The sequence below is a fragment of the Mesorhizobium sp. B2-4-3 genome (genome assembly GCF_006442815.1).
In the GTDB taxonomy this organism is placed as follows: Bacteria; Pseudomonadota; Alphaproteobacteria; order Rhizobiales; family Rhizobiaceae; genus Mesorhizobium.
Genome location: NZ_VFVL01000007.1, coordinates 70845 through 89015, shown reverse-complemented (window position 1 = coordinate 89015; position 18171 = coordinate 70845). Strand labels below are relative to the sequence as shown.

The 18171-nt window shown below is 65.7% G+C and carries 17 protein-coding genes; 3 read left to right on the top strand and 14 right to left on the bottom strand.

Annotated elements, in window-relative coordinates; genetic code table 11:
• Positions 1-177: 177 nt before the first annotated feature.
• From dhaK to FJ956_RS09780, 14 genes are all read right to left on the bottom strand, one after another.
• Positions 178-1164 carry a dihydroxyacetone kinase subunit DhaK gene (gene dhaK / locus FJ956_RS09845; protein WP_140680810.1) on the bottom strand — a complete coding sequence of 329 codons (987 nt, stop codon included), beginning with the start codon at positions 1162-1164 and terminating at the stop codon, positions 178-180.
• Positions 1165-1243: 79 nt separating this feature from the next.
• On the bottom strand, positions 1244-1675 hold the full coding sequence (locus FJ956_RS09840) for a hypothetical protein (protein ID WP_140680812.1): 432 nt from the start codon (positions 1673-1675) through the stop codon (positions 1244-1246).
• A gap of 7 nt (positions 1676-1682) precedes the next feature.
• Complete coding sequence (ptsP, locus tag FJ956_RS09835) at positions 1683-3257, bottom strand: phosphoenolpyruvate--protein phosphotransferase (RefSeq protein WP_140680814.1); 1575 nt, start codon at positions 3255-3257, stop codon at positions 1683-1685.
• 41 nt (positions 3258-3298) lie between these two features.
• Positions 3299-3601, bottom strand: coding sequence for an HPr family phosphocarrier protein (locus FJ956_RS09830; RefSeq protein ID WP_040988690.1), 303 nt, complete (start codon positions 3599-3601; stop codon positions 3299-3301).
• Positions 3602-3621: 20 nt separating this feature from the next.
• Positions 3622-4011, bottom strand: coding sequence for a dihydroxyacetone kinase phosphoryl donor subunit DhaM (gene dhaM, locus FJ956_RS09825; protein ID WP_140644831.1), 390 nt, complete (start codon positions 4009-4011; stop codon positions 3622-3624).
• On the bottom strand, positions 4011-4610 hold the full coding sequence (dhaL, locus tag FJ956_RS09820; protein ID WP_140680846.1) for a dihydroxyacetone kinase subunit DhaL: 600 nt from the start codon (positions 4608-4610) through the stop codon (positions 4011-4013). Before dhaL ends, dhaM begins: the two co-directional genes overlap by 1 nt.
• A 10-nt stretch (positions 4611-4620) precedes the next feature.
• Positions 4621-6261: a dihydroxyacetone kinase subunit DhaK gene (locus FJ956_RS09815; RefSeq protein ID WP_140680816.1), complete on the bottom strand. Its 1641-nt coding sequence runs from the start codon at positions 6259-6261 to the stop codon at positions 4621-4623.
• A 62-nt stretch (positions 6262-6323) separates the two neighbouring features.
• Entirely contained in the window at positions 6324-7337 is a 1014-nt protein-coding gene (locus FJ956_RS09810; protein ID WP_140680818.1) for an ABC transporter ATP-binding protein, read from the bottom strand.
• Positions 7330-8436: an ABC transporter ATP-binding protein gene (locus FJ956_RS09805; protein ID WP_140680820.1), complete on the bottom strand. Its 1107-nt coding sequence runs from the start codon at positions 8434-8436 to the stop codon at positions 7330-7332. The genes FJ956_RS09810 and FJ956_RS09805 overlap by 8 nt, the downstream gene beginning before the upstream one ends.
• A gap of 2 nt (positions 8437-8438) precedes the next feature.
• Positions 8439-8645, bottom strand: coding sequence for a hypothetical protein (locus FJ956_RS09800; RefSeq protein ID WP_140680822.1), 207 nt, complete (start codon positions 8643-8645; stop codon positions 8439-8441).
• Complete coding sequence (locus tag FJ956_RS09795; RefSeq protein ID WP_041001244.1) at positions 8642-9592, bottom strand: carbohydrate ABC transporter permease; 951 nt, start codon at positions 9590-9592, stop codon at positions 8642-8644. Before FJ956_RS09795 ends, FJ956_RS09800 begins: the two co-directional genes overlap by 4 nt.
• Positions 9589-10536: a sugar ABC transporter permease gene (locus tag FJ956_RS09790; protein WP_041008375.1), complete on the bottom strand. Its 948-nt coding sequence runs from the start codon at positions 10534-10536 to the stop codon at positions 9589-9591. Before FJ956_RS09790 ends, FJ956_RS09795 begins: the two co-directional genes overlap by 4 nt.
• Before the next feature lie 124 nt (positions 10537-10660).
• On the bottom strand, positions 10661-11992 hold the full coding sequence (locus FJ956_RS09785; RefSeq protein WP_140781959.1) for an ABC transporter substrate-binding protein: 1332 nt from the start codon (positions 11990-11992) through the stop codon (positions 10661-10663).
• Between the two features lie 233 nt (positions 11993-12225).
• Positions 12226-12924 (bottom strand): PIG-L deacetylase family protein, encoded by a 699-nt coding sequence (locus FJ956_RS09780; protein WP_140682939.1) that lies wholly within the window; start codon positions 12922-12924, stop codon positions 12226-12228.
• 27 nt (positions 12925-12951) lie between these two features.
• Here FJ956_RS09780 and FJ956_RS09775 point away from each other — a divergent pair, with 27 nt between their 5' ends.
• The 3 genes from FJ956_RS09775 to FJ956_RS09765 all read left to right on the top strand — a co-directional run bounded on the left by FJ956_RS09775 (position 12952) and on the right by FJ956_RS09765 (position 18057).
• Entirely contained in the window at positions 12952-13842 is an 891-nt protein-coding gene (locus tag FJ956_RS09775; protein WP_140682937.1) for a DMT family transporter, read from the top strand.
• Between the two features lie 56 nt (positions 13843-13898).
• Positions 13899-16361 (top strand): ATP-dependent helicase HrpB, encoded by a 2463-nt coding sequence (gene hrpB / locus FJ956_RS09770; RefSeq protein WP_140682936.1) that lies wholly within the window; start codon positions 13899-13901, stop codon positions 16359-16361.
• A gap of 370 nt (positions 16362-16731) precedes the next feature.
• On the top strand, positions 16732-18057 hold the full coding sequence (locus FJ956_RS09765; protein WP_140682934.1) for an ActS/PrrB/RegB family redox-sensitive histidine kinase: 1326 nt from the start codon (positions 16732-16734) through the stop codon (positions 18055-18057).
• Positions 18058-18171: the final 114 nt, after the last annotated feature.

The window sequence follows — 18171 nt, the reverse complement described above, 5'->3', positions numbered from 1 at the left end:
AGTATGACTTTCGGCGCGGATCGTCCATTCTCTGGGTTCGATCCGGAGAGTGTTGGAAATGACGAAGAAGAAGTATGAGGCACCTTTGCCGCGCAAGGCTGGAAAACTGTCCAGCGTGGTGGCCGTGGCGTCAAAGACGTTTTGAGGCGTTCGCGGCTTCAGCTCGGCTGAAGCCGCCTACATCCCCCAGCGCAACGCCGCCGTGTGCACCGGCGCGTCCCAAAGTGCTGACGTTTCGTCATCCAGCATGGTCAGCGTGATTGAGCATCCCGCCATGTCGAGCGAGGTCACATAGGACCCGACGAGCGAGCGGACCACCGTCACGCCCTTTTTCTCGAACATCCTGCGGGCGCTGTTGTACATCAGATAAAGTTCCATCGACGGCGTGCCGCCGAAGCCGTTGACGAACAGCAACGCCGGCCCCTTGGCCTGATCGCCGAGGTCGCCGGCAATCGCGGCGCAGACCTCCTCGGCGATCGCGTCGGCGCTCTTCAGCGCGTCGCGGCGCCGGCCGGGCTCGCCGTGGATGCCGACGCCGAATTCCATCTCGCCGTCGCCGATCTCGAAGGTCGGCCTGCCGGCGGCGGGCACCGTGCCGCTGGTCAACGCCACGCCCATCGAGCGCGTCGCGGCATTGACGCGCTCGCCTAGCGCCTTGAGATCGGGCAGGGCCATACCTTGCTCGGCGGCGGCGCCAACGATCTTTTCCACCACCAGCGTGCCGGCCACGCCGCGCCGCCCGGTCGTGTAGGACGAGTTCTCGACCGCGACGTCGTCATTGGTCACCACCTGCAGCACGCCGTCCGCCATCTCTGCGGCCATGTCGAAATTCATCACATCGCCTTCGTAGTTCTTGACGATGAACAGGCAGCCGGCGCCGGTATCGACGGCCTCAACGGCGGCGAGCATCTGGTCGGGCGTGGGCGAGGTGAAGACCTGGCCGGGGCAGGCGGCATCGAGCATGCCGTGGCCGACAAAGCCGCCATGCAGCGGCTCGTGGCCGGAGCCGCCGCCCGAGATCAGCGCGACCTTGCCCGGCTTCAACGCCCTGCGGCGGATGAATTTGTGCTCGTCGCCAAGCACAAGGATATCGGCATGGGCGGCGGCGAAGCCATCGAGGCTTTCGGTCAGGACCGTGTCCACCGAGTTGATGAATTTCTTCATGGCAGTCCTCCCGACGGTTCTTAGTTTACGCAATTCCGAACGGAAAACCGCCACACACTTTTCCTGGAATTGCTTTTGCTTAGCCGCTGCCCTTGCCGGCGATGCTGGTTATTTTCTGGATGAATTCGTTGATCGCCCGGTCGAGCGCGGCGTTCTGCCTGTCGTCGCCGAAATCCGGCACGATGAGCGAGACATGGCGTGTCCTGCGCGGCCCTGAGGCCGCGGGCGCTTTGCCGGGATGCGCCTGGTGATAGGCGGCCATGAACTGATCGCGCTCGGCCTGGCTGAAATGGCAGACGGAAAAGATGGACGGCAAATGCCTTGACGGGATCGGGATCGAATAGGCCGGGCTGGAGATCTGCGTGACGAAGCTGCGGTGCTTGCCGAGCGCATCGGCAAGGCGCTGGCGCATGCCCGACGGGCGCTGGTCGATGACCTGCGACAGGATCGTCTTATAGGCGCGGATTGCCTCTTCCGAGCCTGTTTCCGATATCTTCTCGGTCCGGACCATGCCGCGCCTACACCGGAACGTCCGCGATGGCCGCCTTGGCCATAGCGAGTTGCGCGGGAGCGACCGACAGGTCGCGCAGGCCCGCCTCGAGCAGCGCCGGGATGGCTGCCGGATCGCCACCCGCGTCGCCGCAAAGGCTGACCGGAATTCCCTTCTCCTGCCCGAAGGCCGCGACCGCAGCGATCAGCCGCAGCACCGCCGGGTGACGGATGGAGTTGAGATGCGCCACGGCTGCGTTGTCCCGCGCGGCCGCCATCACATATTGCGTCAGATCGTTGGAGCCGATCGAGAAGAAGGCGACATCGGCGAAGGCTTCCGGCGCCAGTGCCACCGACGGCACCTCGACCATGATGCCGAGCGGCGGAAGCCTGTGCGCCACGCCCTGCGCGGCAAGCGCGGCCTGTTCCCCGGCGAACAGCGCGGCGGCTTGGCTGTACTCGTCAGGCGTGGCGATCATCGGGAACATCACCTTCAGATTGCCGTGGATGGCGGCGCGCAGCAATGCCCGGATCTGCACGCGGAAGATATCGCGCCGCGCCAGCGACAGCCTTATGCCGCGCAGGCCGAGAAACGGGTTGGTCTCCTTGACGGTGAAACCCGGCACCGGCTTGTCGCCGCCGGCATCGACGGTGCGGATGGTCACCGGCTTGTCGCCGGCCCATTCCAGCACCTTGCGGTAGGCATGATATTGCGTCTCCTCGTCCGGAAGCGTCTTGCCGAACAGGAATTCCGTGCGCATCAGGCCGACGCCGTCGCAGGTCGAAATATCGATGCCGTCGACGTCGGACGGGTAGGCGATGTTGACCTGGACGCGCACGGTGGTGCCGGCCTTGGTCACCGCCGGCTCCGTCAGGAATGTCCGCGCCGCGCCCTGGCGGCCGGCGAACGAGGAGGCCGATTGCCGGAAGGTTTCGGTCTCGGCCGGCGACGGCGAGAAAACGATCCCGCCTCGCTCGGCATCGAGCAGCGCCGCGCCGGTGAGCGGTCCAGCCGGGATGTCGAGACCGACGACCATCGGCACGCCGCGCGAGCGCGCCAGCATGGCGACATGGCTGGCGGCGCTGCCACGCTTGAGCGCAATGCCGCCGCCTTTGCTCCAATCGGTTTCTAAAAAACGCGTCGGCGCGATGTCCTCGCCATAGAGGATTGCGCCCGGGGGCGGCGCAGGCGCGCTGTCCTCGCTCAGCGCCCGCAGCACCTGATCGCGAATGTCGCGCAGGTCCGCCGCGCGGGCGCGGAAATAGTCCTGGTCCGACGCTTCGTAGCCGGCGATCTCGCCGTCCAGCGCCGCGCGCCAGGCGGCGTCCGCCGCCTGCCCGGAACCGATCGCCGCGAAGGCCGGACCGCTCAGCGCGTCGTCCTCCAGCATGGCGATGTGGAATTCGAGGATGCCGGCGGCGTCGCCATCAGCGGTTTCGATCAGCGCCGCCAGTCGGCCGACGGCCCTGCCGATCGCCCCTTCCAGTGCCGCTTTTTCTTCCGCCGCGCCCGTCTTGGCTTCGTAGCCGGCCGGAGGCTGGTCTAGATCGAACAACGGGCCTTCTGCGTAACCGGGGGAGGCGGGGATGCCGTCAATCCGCATGGCTGGCGTTCCTTGCGGGCCTGCCGTCATGCAGATACGTTTCAAGCGGACCTGGCATGATCCGCGTCCTCGTCGAAGTCACGCTGCACCAGATCGACCAGCGCTTTCACCGCCTGGGCCGCGCCGTCACCCTTGGCGCGGATGTGCAGCATGGTCCCTTTCGGCGCCTTGGCCGCCATCACCTTGACGATGCTCTTGGCATCGAACCAGGGACCGTTTGCCGCCACCGCCACTTCCACCTCGGCCGCGAACGACTTGGCAAGTTTGGTGAACTTCACCGAAGGGCGCGCGTGCAGGCCCACGGCGTGGGTGATCAGGACCGTTGCTTCGGCGGATGCGGACATTCGGTCGGGTTCCCGTTCGTTCATGCCGGCGACAGTTCATGCGCCGTCGCCACCACTTCCTTGAGCGAGGCGCCGCCAGAGGATTCGGTCGCCGCCATCACCGCGCCTTCCACGATCGGTGCGTTGCAGACGACTATTCTGTGGGAGCGCGGCTCGCCGATCATCTCGACCGCCATTTCCGAGTTGGTCTCGGCGCCGCCGAGATCGACGAGTATGGCGACGCCCGCTTCCGACCAGGCCTTGTCGATCGCATCCATGATCGCCTCGACGCTGGTGCCGAGCCCGCCATGGCCGTTTCCGCCGCACCATGCAAGCGGCACTTCGTCGCCGACCATCTGGCGCACCATGTCGGCCGTGCCCTCGGCGACCAGGGGCGAATGCGACACGATGACGATACCGACATTGCTCATCAATGATCCTCTATCGCTTCCGCGACTGCGCGCACCAGCAACGCGGTCGAGCGCGCTCCGGCGTCCATATGCCCGATCGATCGCTCCGCCAGGAAGGAGGCGCGCCCGCGCAGGGCCTTCATCGGCACCGTGGCCTCCGCCGCCTTGTCGGCCGCATCGACGATTTCGGTGGCCGTCTTGCCTTGCGTCAGCGCCTCATACACCGGCTGCAGCACATCGAGCATGGTTTTTTGGCCAACTTGCGACTTACCGCGCGCGGCGACCGCCTCGATCGCCTTGCCCAGTGCCGCGGCCAGCCCGTTTCGATCGGGTGCTGCCGGCAGGTCCTTGCCGAGCGCCATGAACAGCGTGCCGAACAACGGACCGGAGGCGCCGCCCACGGTCATCACCAGCTTGGTGCCGACCGCCTTCAGCGCCTCGGGCAGCGGCTTGGCCGAAAAGGCATCCGCCTCGGCGCGCACCGCCTCGAAGCCGCGCTTCATGTTCAGTCCGTGGTCGCCGTCGCCGATCGCCTGATCGAGCGCGGTCAATTCCTCGGCATGCGCCGCGATCGTATCGGCCGCCGCCGTGATCAATCGGGAGAAGTCGGCTGCGGCCATCATTCGTCCTTCATGCCGGGGCGAACAGCGCCGCCACGGCAGCGAAAACTTCGGCGACCGCGAAGGCGCCTGGATCCGCTGTGTCGAGCTGCTTGCCGATATAGGCGGAACGGCCGGCCTTCGCCTTCCGCATGGCGGCGGTTGCCTCGGCGCCTTGCCGCGCCGCTTTTGCCGCCGCTTCCAGTCCGGTCGCGTCGAGGGCTTTCAGCGCCGGCTCCAGCGCATCGACCATGGTGCGGTCGCCGACCTTGGCGCCGCCATAGAAGGTCATCCGGTCGAGCCCTGAGAGCAAGGCCTTGCCGAGCGACGCGCCGGCGCCCAGCGACTGCGACGCGGCGGTGAAGAAGATCGACAACAGCACGCCGCTGGAACCGCCCATCGACGTGCCCAGCGTATCGCCGATCACAGCGGCGGTAGCGGCGCGATCGGCGAGCGGCAGCGCATCGATACGCTCGAGAATGCTGCGCGCCCCCGTCGCCACGGTCGAGCCGGTGTCGCCATCGCCTGCCTTGGCGTCGAGCGCGTTGAGCGGCTCTTCGAGCGAGATCAGCCTTTGGCAAACGGCGGTGATCAACCTCTTCGCGGCCGCATCGTGGCTGGCTGGCTTTGTGGCTATGCCGATGGCGGGCTTGGTCATCGCCATGACGACCGGCACGCGAACCGGCTTAGCCGGCAGCCAGGCATGCGGGCCGACGGGCGCCAGCAGCGCCGCCTCGCGTTCCGCGTCCAGCTTGAGCAGCGACAGCGAGAAGCCGTTCATATTGAGCGCCGTCATCAGATGCCCGGGGCCGATCGTCAGCGCCACGGCCTTGGCGAGCGGCGAGGCGAGCACCGCATTGGCGATCAAGGACATTTCGAGCGGCGGCACCGAACCGAGATTGTTGATCAGCAGGGCATAATGGCCGCCGGGGTCGAGCCGCGCCGCGAGCCGCTCGGCCATGACGGCGACCAGCTTGCCGGCGCTCTGCAGCGCGATGCGTTCGACGCCCGGTTCGCCATGGATGCCGAGGCCGAGCTCGCCATCATTCGCGCCGAAGCGGTCTTCATGCGGCTGCCCCGGGATTGAGCAGGAGGAAAGCGAGATGCCGAATGAGATGATATCAGTTGCCGCCGCCCGCGCCGCCGCGGCAACCGACGCCAAGTCGTGACCGGCTTCGGACAGATGACCGGCGATCTTGTGCACGAACAGCGTGCCGGCGACGCCGCGCGGCTGCGCGATATCCGGCAGCGCGATATCGTCGCCGACGATCACCATCTCGACCGCCAGACCCTCGGCGCGCGCCTTCTCGGCGGCGAGGCCGAAATTGAGCCGGTCGCCGGTGTAGTTCTTGACGACCAGCAGGCAGCCGGCGGGGCCGGTCGTGGCGCGGATCGCCGCCAGCACCGCCTCGACGCTCGGCGAAGCGAAGATCTCGCCGGAGACGGCCGCCGTCAGCATGCCGGAGCCCACGAAGCCGGCATGCGAAGGTTCATGCCCGGCGCCGCCGCCTGAAACGATCGCCACCTTCGTCTTGTCCCAGTCGGCGCGCAGCACGACCTTGATCTCGGGATAGCCGTCGAGGCGGGCGAGCGCGCCCGATCCCGCCGTGGCGAGGAAGCCGTCGAGTGCTTCGGTGACGATCGCGTCCTTGCGGTTGAAAAAGTGCTTCATGGATTTCGTCCAGTCCGTATCTGCGGTCGTCAATCGGTTTGCAAATTTTTCGCGCGAGGCGGCTACATCAGTCTTTGCCCGTCCGAGCCGAAATAAAGCGGCGCCATGTAGCGGATCGTCACCTTGTCTCCCTTTGCGAGCGGCGTGTCGGGATCGGTGAGCGTCACCAGCTTCTTCGCCCCCACGGTCACATGCAGGTGGTTCTGGTCGCCGAGATGCTCGACCCAATCGACCACGCCGTCGGCATGGCCGTTCATCGCCTTCTCGATCGCAAGATGCTCGGTGCGGGCGCCGATCGTCGTCGTTCCGGTCGGCGCCCCGCCGTCGGGCAGCAGTCCGGCCGGCAGGAGGTTGATCGCCGGCTGGCCGAGGCGCGCCGCGACGTGAAGGTTTGCCGGCTCAGAATAGATCGCTCGCGGCGTGCCGATCTGCACCAGCACGCCGTCGGCGAGGATGCCGATGCGGTCGGCCATGGTCATCGCCTCGATCTGGTCGTGCGTGACATAGAGCATGGTGGCGCCGAGCTCGGACTGGATGCGCTTCAGCTCGAGCCTGAGATCGGCGCGCAGCTTGGCGTCGAGCGAGGACAGCGGCTCGTCCATCAGGTAGATCGCGGGCTTGCGCACCAGGGCGCGGCCGATGGCGACGCGCTGCATCTCGCCGCCCGACAGTTTCGTCGAGCGGTTGTCGAGCTTGTGGTCGATGCGCACCATGCGCGCGACTTCCTCGACGCGGCGCCGCACCGCTTCTTCTGGAAACCGCCGCGCCGGCGAGCGCAGCGGGAAGGCGAGGTTGTCGAACACCGAAAGATGCGGATAGAGCGAATATTGCTGGAAGACGAAAGCGGTGTCGCGCTCGGCCGGCGACAGCGCGGTCGCGTCATGGCCGCCGATATGGATCGTGCCGCTGTCCGGCCGCTCCAGCCCGGCGACCAGCCTCAGCGTCGTCGTCTTGCCGGCGCCGGTCGGACCGAGCAGCACGACGAATTCGCCGTCGTTGATCGCGAGGTCGAGATCGTCGATCGCGACGGTGTCGCCGAAACTCTTGGTCACGCCCTGGATATGGACATCAGCCATGGCGCGCCTCCGCTGCCTGATCATGCATGGCGGTCCTGACCGCGCGACCCGAACCCTTCTCGAACAGCGACAGCCGCGCGCTGCTCAAGGCCAGCCCGACCTGTTCGCCGGGGCTGAGATGGATGCCGGCCGGCACCCGTGCCTTGATGATGCCGTCGGCTGTCTCGACGGCGACGATCTGCGTGGTGCCGAGATATTCGGTGCCGTAGATCGCGCCGCGCAGCCTCGAGCCGTCGTCGAAGCGGATGTGCTCGGGCCGGATGCCGACCGCCATGTCGGCGGGTGACACGTCCTCGCGGACTTCCGGCACCGCCACCTTGGCGCCCTGCACGACGATCTCCTTCGCGCCCCTGGCAAGCCCGCCGCCGAACTTTAGGAAATTCATCGGCGGCGAGCCGATGAAATCGGCGACGAACATGGTTGCCGGCCGGTCGTAGATCTCGCGCGGCGTGCCGAACTGCTCGATGACGCCGTGGTTCATCACCGCTATTTTGTCGGCCATGGACATGGCTTCCATCTGGTCGTGCGTGACATAGACGGTGGTGGCGTGGATGCGGTTGTGCAGCTCGCGCAGCTCATGCACCATCAGATCGCGGAACTCGGTATCGAGCGTGCCCAGCGGCTCATCCATGAGAAAACATTTCGGCCGCCGCACGATGGCGCGGCCGAGCGCGACGCGCTGGCGGTCACCGCCGGCGAGACCGGAGACCGACTTGTCCAGCAGATGGTCGATGCGCAAGAGCTTGGCGGTCTCCTCGACGCGACTGCGAATCTCGGCCGACGGCATGCCCTGCGCCAGCAACGGAAAGCCGATATTCCGGCGCACATTCATATGCGGGTAGAGAGCGAAGAGCTGGAAGACGAAGGCGATGTCGCGCTCGCGCGCCCGGCGCATGGTGACGTCCTCGCCGCCGAGCAGGATCTTGCCGCCGGTCGGCAGCTCGAGGCCGGCGATCATGCGAAGCGTCGTCGTCTTGCCGCAGCCGGACGGCCCGAGCATGACGAAGAACTCGCCGTCCTCGACGACGAAATTGGAATCCTGCACGGCGACGAATGCGCCGAAGGCTTTCCTCAGGTTCTGAACACGGATCTCGGCCATCGTTATTCCGGGAATTTCGAGACGATGATGAACATGACCGTGCCGGTGAGCATGGTGATGAAGGAATAGGTGTAGAGCGACAGCGCGAAGGGCTGGAACAGCATCAGGAAGCCGATCGCGATGATCGCCGTCGCGATGTTTTCCATCAGGCCGCGCCTTGCCCAGGCGGGCCAGCGCGATTTGCGTTTTGCATTCTGGATCGTGCTCATTTGCGCACCGCGCCGAAGGTGATGCCGCGCAGGAGTTGCTTGCGCAGCAGAATGGTGAAGACGAGGATCGGCACCAGGAAGATGGTCGTGCCGGCGGCCACTGCCGGCCAGTCCTGGCCGCCCTCGCCGATGATGGTCGGGATGAAGGGCGGCGCTGTCTGCGCCGTGCCGGAGGTCAAGAGCGCTGCGAATGCATATTCGTTCCAGGCAAAGATCAGGCAGAAGATCGCGGTCGCGGCGATGCCGGTGGTCGCCTGCGGCAGCACGGTGCGCCAGAAGGCTTGCAGCCGTGTATAGCCGTCGATCATCGCGGCCTCCTCATATTCGCGCGGGATCTCGTCGATGAAGCCCTTGAGCAGCCAGACCGCGAGCGAGACGTTGACCGCGGTGTAGAGCAGGATCATGCCGAGCGCGGTGTCGGAGAGGCCGAGCTCGCGATACATCAGGTAGATCGGGATCGCCACGGCGATCGGCGGCATGAAGCGCGTCGACAGGATGAAGAACAGAAGGTCGTCGGCTAAAGGCACCTTGAAGCGCGAGAAGCCATAGGCCGAGAGCGTGCCGAGGAACACCGCGCAGAAGGTCGAGCCGAAGGCGATGATCAGCGAATTGACGAAGCGCGGCAGGAAGTTCGACGGCCCGGCGATGACCATGTTGCGCTTGCGCACGGTCTCGTCGCAGAAGCCGGTCGCCGGTCCGAGCGAGTTGATGTATTCCGGCGTCTGCCGGGTGCGGGTCGTGAACAGGTTGCAATAGCCCTCGATGCTCGGCTGGAAGACGATCTTCGGCGGATAGGCGATCGAATCCGGCGGCGTCTTGAAGCTGGTGGCGAAGATCCACAACAGCGGCACGATCGAGATCAGCGCATAGGCTATGATGATCGTGCCGGCGATCAGCTTCGCGTTCGACGAGGGTGCTACGACGGAATGGGCGGTGGTCAGGCTCATCTCTGCTTCACCTTGTTGAGCGCCTTGACGTAGATGTTGGCGAGCCCGAACACGGCGACGAACAGGATGATGGCGAAGGCCGAGGAATAGCCGGTGCGCCAGCTTTCGAAGGCCTGCCGCTTCAGCGTGATCGAGGCGACTTCCGTGGTCGAGCCGGGTCCGCCGCCGGTGAGCAGGTTGACCATGTCGAACATCTTGAAGTTCTCGATGCCGCGGAACAGCACCGCCAGCATGATGAAGGGCAGCGCCATCGGCAGGGTGATCGACCAGAACTGGCGCCAGTTGGAGGCGCGGTCGACCTCGGCCGCTTCATAGATGTATTCGGGGATGGAGCGCAGTCCGGCGAGGCAGATCAGCATGACGTAGGGCGTCCACATCCAGGTGTCGACGATGATGATTGCCCATGGCGCCAATTCGACATTGGACAGCATCTGGACATTCGTCGGCGGAATGCCAGTGACGAAAGAGACGACATAGGAAAACAGCCCGATCTGCGGCTCGTAGAGGAAGCGCCAGAAATTGCCGACCACGGCCGGCGACAGCATCATCGGTACCAGGATGATCGTGGTCCAGAAGGCGTGGCCGCGGAATTTCCTGTCGATCAGCCAGGCCAGCGTGAAACCGATGACGGTCTGCAAGAGGATCGTCCAGAAAACGAAATGCGCCGTCGTCTGCATGGCGATCCAGATGTCCTGGTCGCCAAGGATGCGCTGGTAATTCGACAGCCCCAGATTCTTCACCACCTCGTTGGGGCGGTTGGCGCGATAATTGGTGAAGGAGAGGTAGATCGCCCAGAACAGCGGGAAGATGTTGATGGCCAACAGCAAAAGGATCGTCGGCGAGATGAACAGCCACGCGAGGCCCTTGTCGCTGATGCCCCGGATCTTCTTGGCCAACGGTTCCGGTGTCGCCCGGGCAACGTTGTCCGCAGTCCGATTGAGCATGGTAAGTCCTGCTTCGGTCACGGGTAAGTCTCGGCTATGGAATTTATCTGAACTGCGTCCCGTGCCAAGGGCGGCACGGGACGCGTCGATGTTGCTCGGGAGGAGCGGTTACATCTTGCCCGGACTACATCTTGCCATCGTCCTGGAACACCTGCGTCCAGTCCTTGACCAGCCCGTCGAGCGCGTCCTTGGGCGAGCCCTGGCCGGCCACGACATAGTCGTGGAAGCGCTTCTGCGAGGCCTGCAGCAGCGGTGCGTAGCTGGGTTCCGCCCAGAAGTCCTTCACGATGGCCATGGAGTCGAGGAAGGCCTGCGCATAGGGCTGGCTGGACGGGAACTTCGGGTCCTTGACGACGGAGTTCAGGCAGGAATAGCCGCCGAGCGACCACCACTTGGCCTGCACGTCCTTGTTGGCGAACCACTTGATGTATTTCAGCGCCGATTCCTGCTTGGCGGAATAGGAAACCACCGAAATACCCTGGCCGCCGAGCTGCGCGAACTGGTCGCCGTCGGGACCCTTCGGATTGACGAAATAGCCGATCTTGTCGCCGCCGACATTCTCGTCCTTCTGCAGGCCGGGCCAGGTGAAGGCGAAGTTCATGTGCATCGCCACCTGGCCGGATTTGAAGGCGTCGACGCCTTCGCCCATGTAGCTGTTGGAAGCGCCGGGCGGCGTGCAGCAGTCATAGAGCGCCTTGTAGAACTCCAGCCCCTTCACCGATTTCTCGGAGTTGACGAAGCCTTCCATCTCGTAGGGCTTCTTCGGGTTCTCATACTGGAAGCCGTAGCTGTAGAGCACGTCCATGGCGCCCATGGTGATGCCTTCCGAGCCGCGCTCGGTGTAGATCGAGGCGCCATAGACCGTCTTGCCGTCGATCTGCCGCTTCTGGAAGAATTCGGCAATCTGCTTCAGCTGGTCGAAGGTGGTCGGCGGGGCGAGGTCCCAGCCATATTTTTCCTTGAATTCCTTCTGCAGCTCGGGCTTGGAGAACCAGTCCTTGCGATAGGTCCAGCCGACGACGTCGCCCATGGCCGGCAGCGCCCAATAGTTCGGCGTGTTCTTCGGCCATTCGGAATAGCCGACCACCGTTGCCGGCACGAAATCGTCCATGCTGATCTTCTCCTTGTCGAAGAAGTCGTTCAGCTTGACGTAGTGGCCGTTCTCGGCGGCGCCGCCGATCCACTGGCTGTCGCCGATGATCAGGTCGCAGAGCTTGCCATGCGAGTTGAGCTCGTTGAGGAAGCGGTCGGCGTAGTTGGTCCACGGCACGAACTCGAACTTCATGCCGATGCCGGTTTCCTTGGTGAAGTCTTTCGACAGTTCCACGAGCGCGTTGGCCGGATCCCAGGCCGCCCAGCACAGCGTCAGGTCTTCCGCATGCGCGACGTTCGAGACGGCTGTCGACGCAAAGATCGCCGAGGCCAGTCCCAACGCCAGTTTCAAGGTCGATTTCATGCCTTACCTCCCATTTGCGAAACGCGTCCGGATGACGGTTTCAAGAGCCCCTCAACCCTCGCTCCTCCGAGGGCCCAAACATGGTGCGCGATGCGCCGCCGATGTTTAGTAATTTGTTTAGTGATGCCATTTTTACTAAACAACGCAAGCGAATTCGTTGCTGCGCCGCAGCATGGCGAAACGGGTGATTGAAATCGTTGGGAAATGATCGCCGGCGCTATGGTCCGCCGCGGTCAGCCGGCCCGGTCGGCGGGGCCAGGGCTTGCCGTCAGCGGCCGGATCGGCGGCGCCGGCGGCAGGAGCGCGCGTATGTCGGCGAAGGGGAAAGTCGGCTCGAAGCGGAAGGCCTCGGCCAGCGTGCCGGAGGCCCCGTTGCATTGTCCGGCGCGAAACTCGTTCTGGAGGCGCGCCCTGTGCACATAGTGCTCTGGACCTTGCGACTGGTGCGCGCGAATCGCTTTCGCCTTGATCTCCCAGTGATGCGAAATCTCGACATAATGCGTCGGCGAAAAACTGGTGCCGCCGAGCGTATCGGCATGCAGCACCGGGACGGCGAAGGACGCCGCTATGCGCACGCCATCGGACAGGGCGCGGTGGTCGCCGTGGTAGTCGTAGGGCGCGTGCGTGATCACCAGGTCAGGCCCGGTCTCGCGGATCAGCGTTTTCAGCGCGCCGATCAGCGCGGCATCGGCCACCAGCTCGCCGTCGGGAAAGTCGAGAAAGCGTGGCGCGGCACCAAGTAGTGCTGCCGCCGCCGTTGCCTCCTCGCGGCGGACTCGCGCAAGGACCGTGGCATCACTCTTGCCGCCCTTGGCCCCATCCGTGGCCACGGCAAAGGTCAGTTCTGCGCCTTGCGCCGCATAGGCGGCCAGCGTACCGAACATGAAGATCTCGATGTCGTCCGGATGTGCACCGAGCGCCAATATTTTCAAGCTACTCTCTCCCGGAAATGGAAAAACGTGCCGAACGGAATCCTGCTCGCCCTGATCGCCTATGCAAGCTATTCGGGCAGCGATGCCGTTATCAAGAGCCTGGGCGGGCAGTTCACCGTCTTCGAGATCGGCTTCTTCTCGACCCTGTTCGCCGGCTGCTTTCTGTTCTTCACCAAGCCCAATGATGAACGCTGGCGCGACTTCTGGCGCACCAAAAGGCCATGGGCGGTGCAGGCGCGCGCCTTGGCGGGTATCGCGTCGGGCGTGCTCAGCGTCTTTTCCTTCACGACCATTCCGCTGGCGGAAGTCTACGCGCTGATCTTCCTGGCGCCGTTGCTGGTCACCATCCTGTCGACCGTCATCCTGAAGGAAAAGGTCGGTCCGTGGCGGTGGCTGGCCGTCGTCGCGGGCTTCGTCGGCGTCATGCTGGTGGTGCGGCCGGGCTTTCGCGAATTGCATCTCGGCCATCTTGCCGCCTTCGCCAACGCCTTCCTCGCCGCCGCCAGCGTCATCCTGATGCGCTCGCTCGCCCAGCAGGAAAAGCGCACGACCATTCTCGGCGCGCTGGTCGGCTATGGCCTTGTCTTCAACGGCGTCGGCGCGGCCGCGACGTCGTTCTCGCTCCCCAATCTCGGGCAACTGGTCTGGCTGATGCTGGCCGGTGTCTTCACTGCCGGCGGACAACTGCTGCAGCTGCTTGCGGTCAAATATGCGCCCGCGAACCGCATCGCGCCGACGCATTACTCGCAGATCGTCTGGGCGGTCATCCTCGGCGCGCTGTTCTTCCAGGAATATCCCGACTGGCTGTCATTGGTCGGTCTGGCGGTGGTCGGCGCCTCGGGCCTGCTGACGATGGTGCGCGAAGAGGTGAGGCTCGGCACCGTGCGCTGGAACCCGTTTTCGCGCACCAGGCTTTGAGCTTGCACCGGTCTCACACGTTGCATGGCGACCGCGACCGCTGATATGCGGGCCAGATGACGACGAAACCCCTGCCGGAGCTTCCGGTCACAGCCGTGCTGCCGGCGCTCGGCGAAGCGCTCTCGCAGCGCAGCAGCGCCGTGCTGGTGGCGCCGCCTGGCGCCGGCAAGACGACGCTGGTGCCGCTGGCGCTGCTCGACGCGCCATGGCTGGGGACAGGCAAGATCGTCCTGCTCGAGCCGCGCCGGCTGGCCGCCCGCGCCGCTGCCCGCCGCATGGCCGAGCTGCTCGGCGAGGAACCCGGCGGCACGGTCGGCTATGCCATGCGCATGGAGAACCGCATATCGGCGCGGACGAAAATCCTGGTCGTCACCGAAGGCGTGCTCTCCCGCATGATCCTCGACGACCCGGAACTTCCGGGCGTCTCGGCGGTGATCTTCGACGAATTCCACGAACGCTCGCTCGACGGCGATTTCGGCCTGGCGCTGGCGCTCGACGTGCAGGGCGCGCTGAGGCCGGACCTGCGTCTGCTGGTCATGTCGGCGACGCTCGACGGCGCCCGCGTCTCGCGGCTTCTGGCGCAGGCGCCGGTGATCGAAAGCGAGGGCCGCGCCTTCCCGGTCGAGGTCCGCTACGACGAACGGCCGGCCGGCGTGGCGATCGAGGACGCCATGGCCAAGGCCGTACGCGCGGCCCTGGGTGGCGAGCAGGGCAGCGTGCTCGCCTTCCTGCCCGGACAGCGCGAGATCGAGCGCACCGTCGAGCGGCTTCAGGGCAATGTCGCCGCCGACACCGACATCGTTCCGCTCTATGGCCAGCTCGACAACCGGGCCCAGGACGCGGCGATCAGGCCGGCGCCGGCCGGCCGCCGCAAGGTGGTGCTGGCGACCTCGATCGCCGAGACCTCGATCACCATCGACGGCGTGCGCGTCGTCATCGATTCCGGCCTGTCGCGGCTGCCGCGCTACGAGCCGGCGAACGGCCTTACCAGGCTTGAGACGGTGCGCGTCAGCAAGGCGTCGGCCGACCAGCGCGCCGGCCGCGCCGGCCGCACTCAAGCCGGAGTGGCGGTTCGCCTGTGGCGGGCCGAGCAGACCGCGTCGCTTTCCGCCTTCACGCCGCCGGAAATCCTCGAGGCCGATCTGTCCGGCCTGCTGCTCGACTGCGCCGCCTTCGGTGTCGCCGATCCGTCGAGCCTTTCGTTCCTCGATCCGCCACCGGCCCCGGCGCTCAACGAGGCGAGAGCGCTGCTCAAGGCGCTTCATGCCATCGACGATGCCGGCCGGCTGACCGAGGCGGGCGCCGCCATGCGCAAGCTGGCGCTGCCGGTGCGGCTGGCGCATATGGTGGCCGAAGCGGCGAAGATGGGCCATGCACGGGAAGCGGCCATGCTCGCCGTGCTTTTGACCGAGCGTGGGCTGGGCGGCGACAGCGCCGACCTGGAGCGGCGGCTGATCCGCTTTCGCGGCGAGAAATCGCCGCGCGCCAACGCCGCCCGCCAGCTCGCCGCGCGTTTGGCCAGACAGGCGGGTGGCGGGCAGGGCGGCGAGGCTGTCTCCGCCGGCTCGCTCCTCATCCATGCCTGGCCGGATCGCGTGGCAAGAGCGCGCGGCGAGCGCGGTCGCTTTGTGCTCGCCAATGGTTCGGGCGCCATGGTCGATGCCGCCGATCCGCTCGCCAATGAAACCTGGCTTGTGGTCGCCGACCTGCAGGGCAAGGCGCAGAATGCCCGCATCACCGCCGCCGCGCCGGTCGGCGAAGCCGATATCCGCGCCACTCTTGGCGATCGCATCGAGACAAAGCGCGAGGCGAGTTTCGACCGTGAGCGCCGCGCCGTGCGCATGCGCGAGACCGCGCGGCTCGGCGCCATTGCTGTATCCGAGCGCATGCTGCCGGCGCCGTCCGGCGCCGATGCCGATCAGGCCATCCTCAATGCTTTACGGGAGCACGGCCTGTCGCTGCTCGATTGGGGCAAGGATGCCGAGACGTTGCGGCAGCGGCTCGGCTGGCTGCATCGCGGCCTCGGAGCGCCCTGGCCCGACGTCTCGGATGAAGCGCTGGTCGAGGGCCTCGACGATTGGCTCCTGCCCTTTCTCTCCGGCGACGCCTCTTTCGCGGCCATCAAGCCGACGACTTTGTCTTCGGCGCTCACGGCGCTGGTCCCGCACGACCTGCAGCGCAAGGTCGACGCGCTGGCGCCGACCCATTTCGACGCGCCGTCGGGCAGCCACGTGCCGATCCGCTATGACGGCGAATGGCCGGTGCTTGCGGTCCGTGTGCAGGAGCTCTTCGGTCTCGACCGTCATCCGGCGATCGCCAACGGCACCGTGCCGCTGACGCTAGAGCTTCTGTCGCCGGCGCACCGCCCGATCCAGACGACACGCGATCTTCCCGGTTTCTGGCGCGGCTCCTGGGCGGATGTGCGCGCCGACATGCGCGGCCGCTATCCGAAACATGTCTGGCCGGAAAATCCGCTCCAGGCGGCCGCCACCAGCCGCGCAAAGCCGCGCGGGACGTAGGCGTGCGGCGGGCTTGCCGAGCGAACCGCATGCCTTCGTGATTGGCGAGAACGCCCGTCATTTCGTCATCCACGGGCGGAGCAAGGAGCGAAGCGACGCGGCGCAGACCCGAGGATCCATTCCGTGACGTCGACGCGTTGCCACGGTTCAGAATTCTGCTCCGCTGCATTCTACGGCCAAGGTAACGGAATGGGCCCTCGGGTCTGCGCTCGGCTTCGCCCGTGGATGACGAAGTCGCGAGGGCCTCGGCCAATCCCGAATGTTCATGATGGCGAGCCGAGACGAACGATGAAACACCGGCTGCCAATCGCTCAAGTCGCCTTTACAGCGCTACTAGCGCTTACCCTCCCGCGGTTATAATCGTAAGTCGATGATCAACATCCTGCGAGCGCCCGATTCCCAGCAAAGCCAGCGGTTGCGGCTCAACACGCTGATCCGTCTGCGCTGGCTGGCCATCGTCGGCCAGAGCCTGACCGTGCTGGTCGTCGCCTATGGCCTGAAATTCCCGCTGCCGGTGTCGATGTGCTTCGCGCTGATCGCCTGCTCGGCCTGGATGAATCTGTGGCTCACCTTCCGCTATCCGGCGGCGCACCGCCTGACCCCGCTTTCGGCCTTCGCGATTCTCACCTTCGACGGCATCCAGCTCACCGGCCTGCTCTATATGACCGGCGGCCTGACCAATCCGTTTTGCGTGCTGCTTTCCGTGCCGGTCGTCATCTCGGCCGCTTCGCTGCCGCTGCGCATGACCGCGGTGCTGGGCGCGCTGGTCATGATAGCCGCCACGCTGCTGGTGTTCTTCCACCTGCCGCTGCCCTGGTATGAGGACGCGCCGCTGCCGATGCCGTTCATCTATGTCGCCGGCATGTGGATGGCGGTGTTCGCCTCGATCGCCTTCACCGCCATCTATGCTTTCCGTGTCGCGGCGGAGGCGCGCCTGCTCGCCAACGCGCTGGCCGCCACCGAGCTGGTGCTGCAGCGCGAGCAGCATCTGTCGGCGCTGGACGGGCTGGCGGCTGCAGCCGCGCACGAGCTCGGCACGCCTTTGGCCACCATCACCGTCGTCGCCAAGGAGATGGAAAAGGCGCTCGGCAAGGACCCGAAATACGGCGAGGACGTGAAGCTCCTGCGCTCGCAGAGCGAGCGCTGCCGCGAGATCCTGAAGCGGCTGACCAGCCTTTCCTCGGAAGGCGAGGCGCACCTGTCGCGCATGCCGCTCACCTCGCTGGTCGAGGAGGTGACGGCGCCGCATCGCGATTTCGGCATCTCGATCCGGCTGCGGCCCGGCGAGCGTATCGGCCTCGAGCCGGTCGGCCAGCGCAGCCCCGGCGTCATCTACGGGCTCGGCAACCTGGTCGAGAATGCCGTCGATTTTGCCCGCAAGTCGGTCACCGTCAGCTGGAGCTGGGACAATGAGAAGGTCATCTTCTCGATCACCGATGACGGGCCGGGCTTTCCGGCCGAGATCATCGACCGCATCGGCGAGCCCTATATGTCGACGCGCCAGGGCACCGAGGCCGGCGGCGGCCTGGGGCTAGGGCTGTTCATCGCCAAGACCTTGCTGGAACGGTCGGGCGCCACCATCGATTTCCGCAATTCGAGCGGGCTTGGCGAAGGCGCGGTGGTGCAGATCGCGTGGCCGCGCGGCGTCTTCCTCAACCAGGACCATGCCTCGGCCACCATGTTCGACAATGCCTAAACCCTGCAATTACTGCATGGCAGCTCTGTTGCCGGCTGTAAAAATTGGACATTGCCGTTGCGGGACTGTATCTGCGTAAAAGTAAGGCATGTCGCCCAAAACCGTGCAGCTTTT

What these genes read in the sequence shown, in the direction of transcription:
- dhaK (WP_140680810.1), bottom strand. Translation starts at nt 1,164, where the DNA reads ATGAAGAAATTCATCAACTCGGTGGACACGGTCCTGACCGAAAGCCTC.
- FJ956_RS09840 (WP_140680812.1), bottom strand. Translation starts at nt 1,675, where the DNA reads ATGGTCCGGACCGAGAAGATATCGGAAACAGGCTCGGAAGAGGCAATC.
- ptsP (WP_140680814.1), bottom strand. Translation starts at nt 3,257, where the DNA reads ATGCGGATTGACGGCATCCCCGCCTCCCCCGGTTACGCAGAAGGCCCG.
- FJ956_RS09830 (WP_040988690.1), bottom strand. Translation starts at nt 3,601, where the DNA reads ATGTCCGCATCCGCCGAAGCAACGGTCCTGATCACCCACGCCGTGGGC.
- dhaM (WP_140644831.1), bottom strand. Translation starts at nt 4,011, where the DNA reads ATGAGCAATGTCGGTATCGTCATCGTGTCGCATTCGCCCCTGGTCGCC.
- dhaL (WP_140680846.1), bottom strand. Translation starts at nt 4,610, where the DNA reads ATGGCCGCAGCCGACTTCTCCCGATTGATCACGGCGGCGGCCGATACG.
- FJ956_RS09815 (WP_140680816.1), bottom strand. Translation starts at nt 6,261, where the DNA reads ATGAAGCACTTTTTCAACCGCAAGGACGCGATCGTCACCGAAGCACTC.
- FJ956_RS09810 (WP_140680818.1), bottom strand. Translation starts at nt 7,337, where the DNA reads ATGGCTGATGTCCATATCCAGGGCGTGACCAAGAGTTTCGGCGACACC.
- FJ956_RS09805 (WP_140680820.1), bottom strand. Translation starts at nt 8,436, where the DNA reads ATGGCCGAGATCCGTGTTCAGAACCTGAGGAAAGCCTTCGGCGCATTC.
- FJ956_RS09800 (WP_140680822.1), bottom strand. Translation starts at nt 8,645, where the DNA reads ATGAGCACGATCCAGAATGCAAAACGCAAATCGCGCTGGCCCGCCTGG.
- FJ956_RS09795 (WP_041001244.1), bottom strand. Translation starts at nt 9,592, where the DNA reads ATGAGCCTGACCACCGCCCATTCCGTCGTAGCACCCTCGTCGAACGCG.
- FJ956_RS09790 (WP_041008375.1), bottom strand. Translation starts at nt 10,536, where the DNA reads ATGCTCAATCGGACTGCGGACAACGTTGCCCGGGCGACACCGGAACCG.
- FJ956_RS09785 (WP_140781959.1), bottom strand. Translation starts at nt 11,992, where the DNA reads ATGAAATCGACCTTGAAACTGGCGTTGGGACTGGCCTCGGCGATCTTT.
- hrpB (WP_140682936.1), top strand. Translation starts at nt 13,899, where the DNA reads ATGACGACGAAACCCCTGCCGGAGCTTCCGGTCACAGCCGTGCTGCCG.
- FJ956_RS09765 (WP_140682934.1), top strand. Translation starts at nt 16,732, where the DNA reads ATGATCAACATCCTGCGAGCGCCCGATTCCCAGCAAAGCCAGCGGTTG.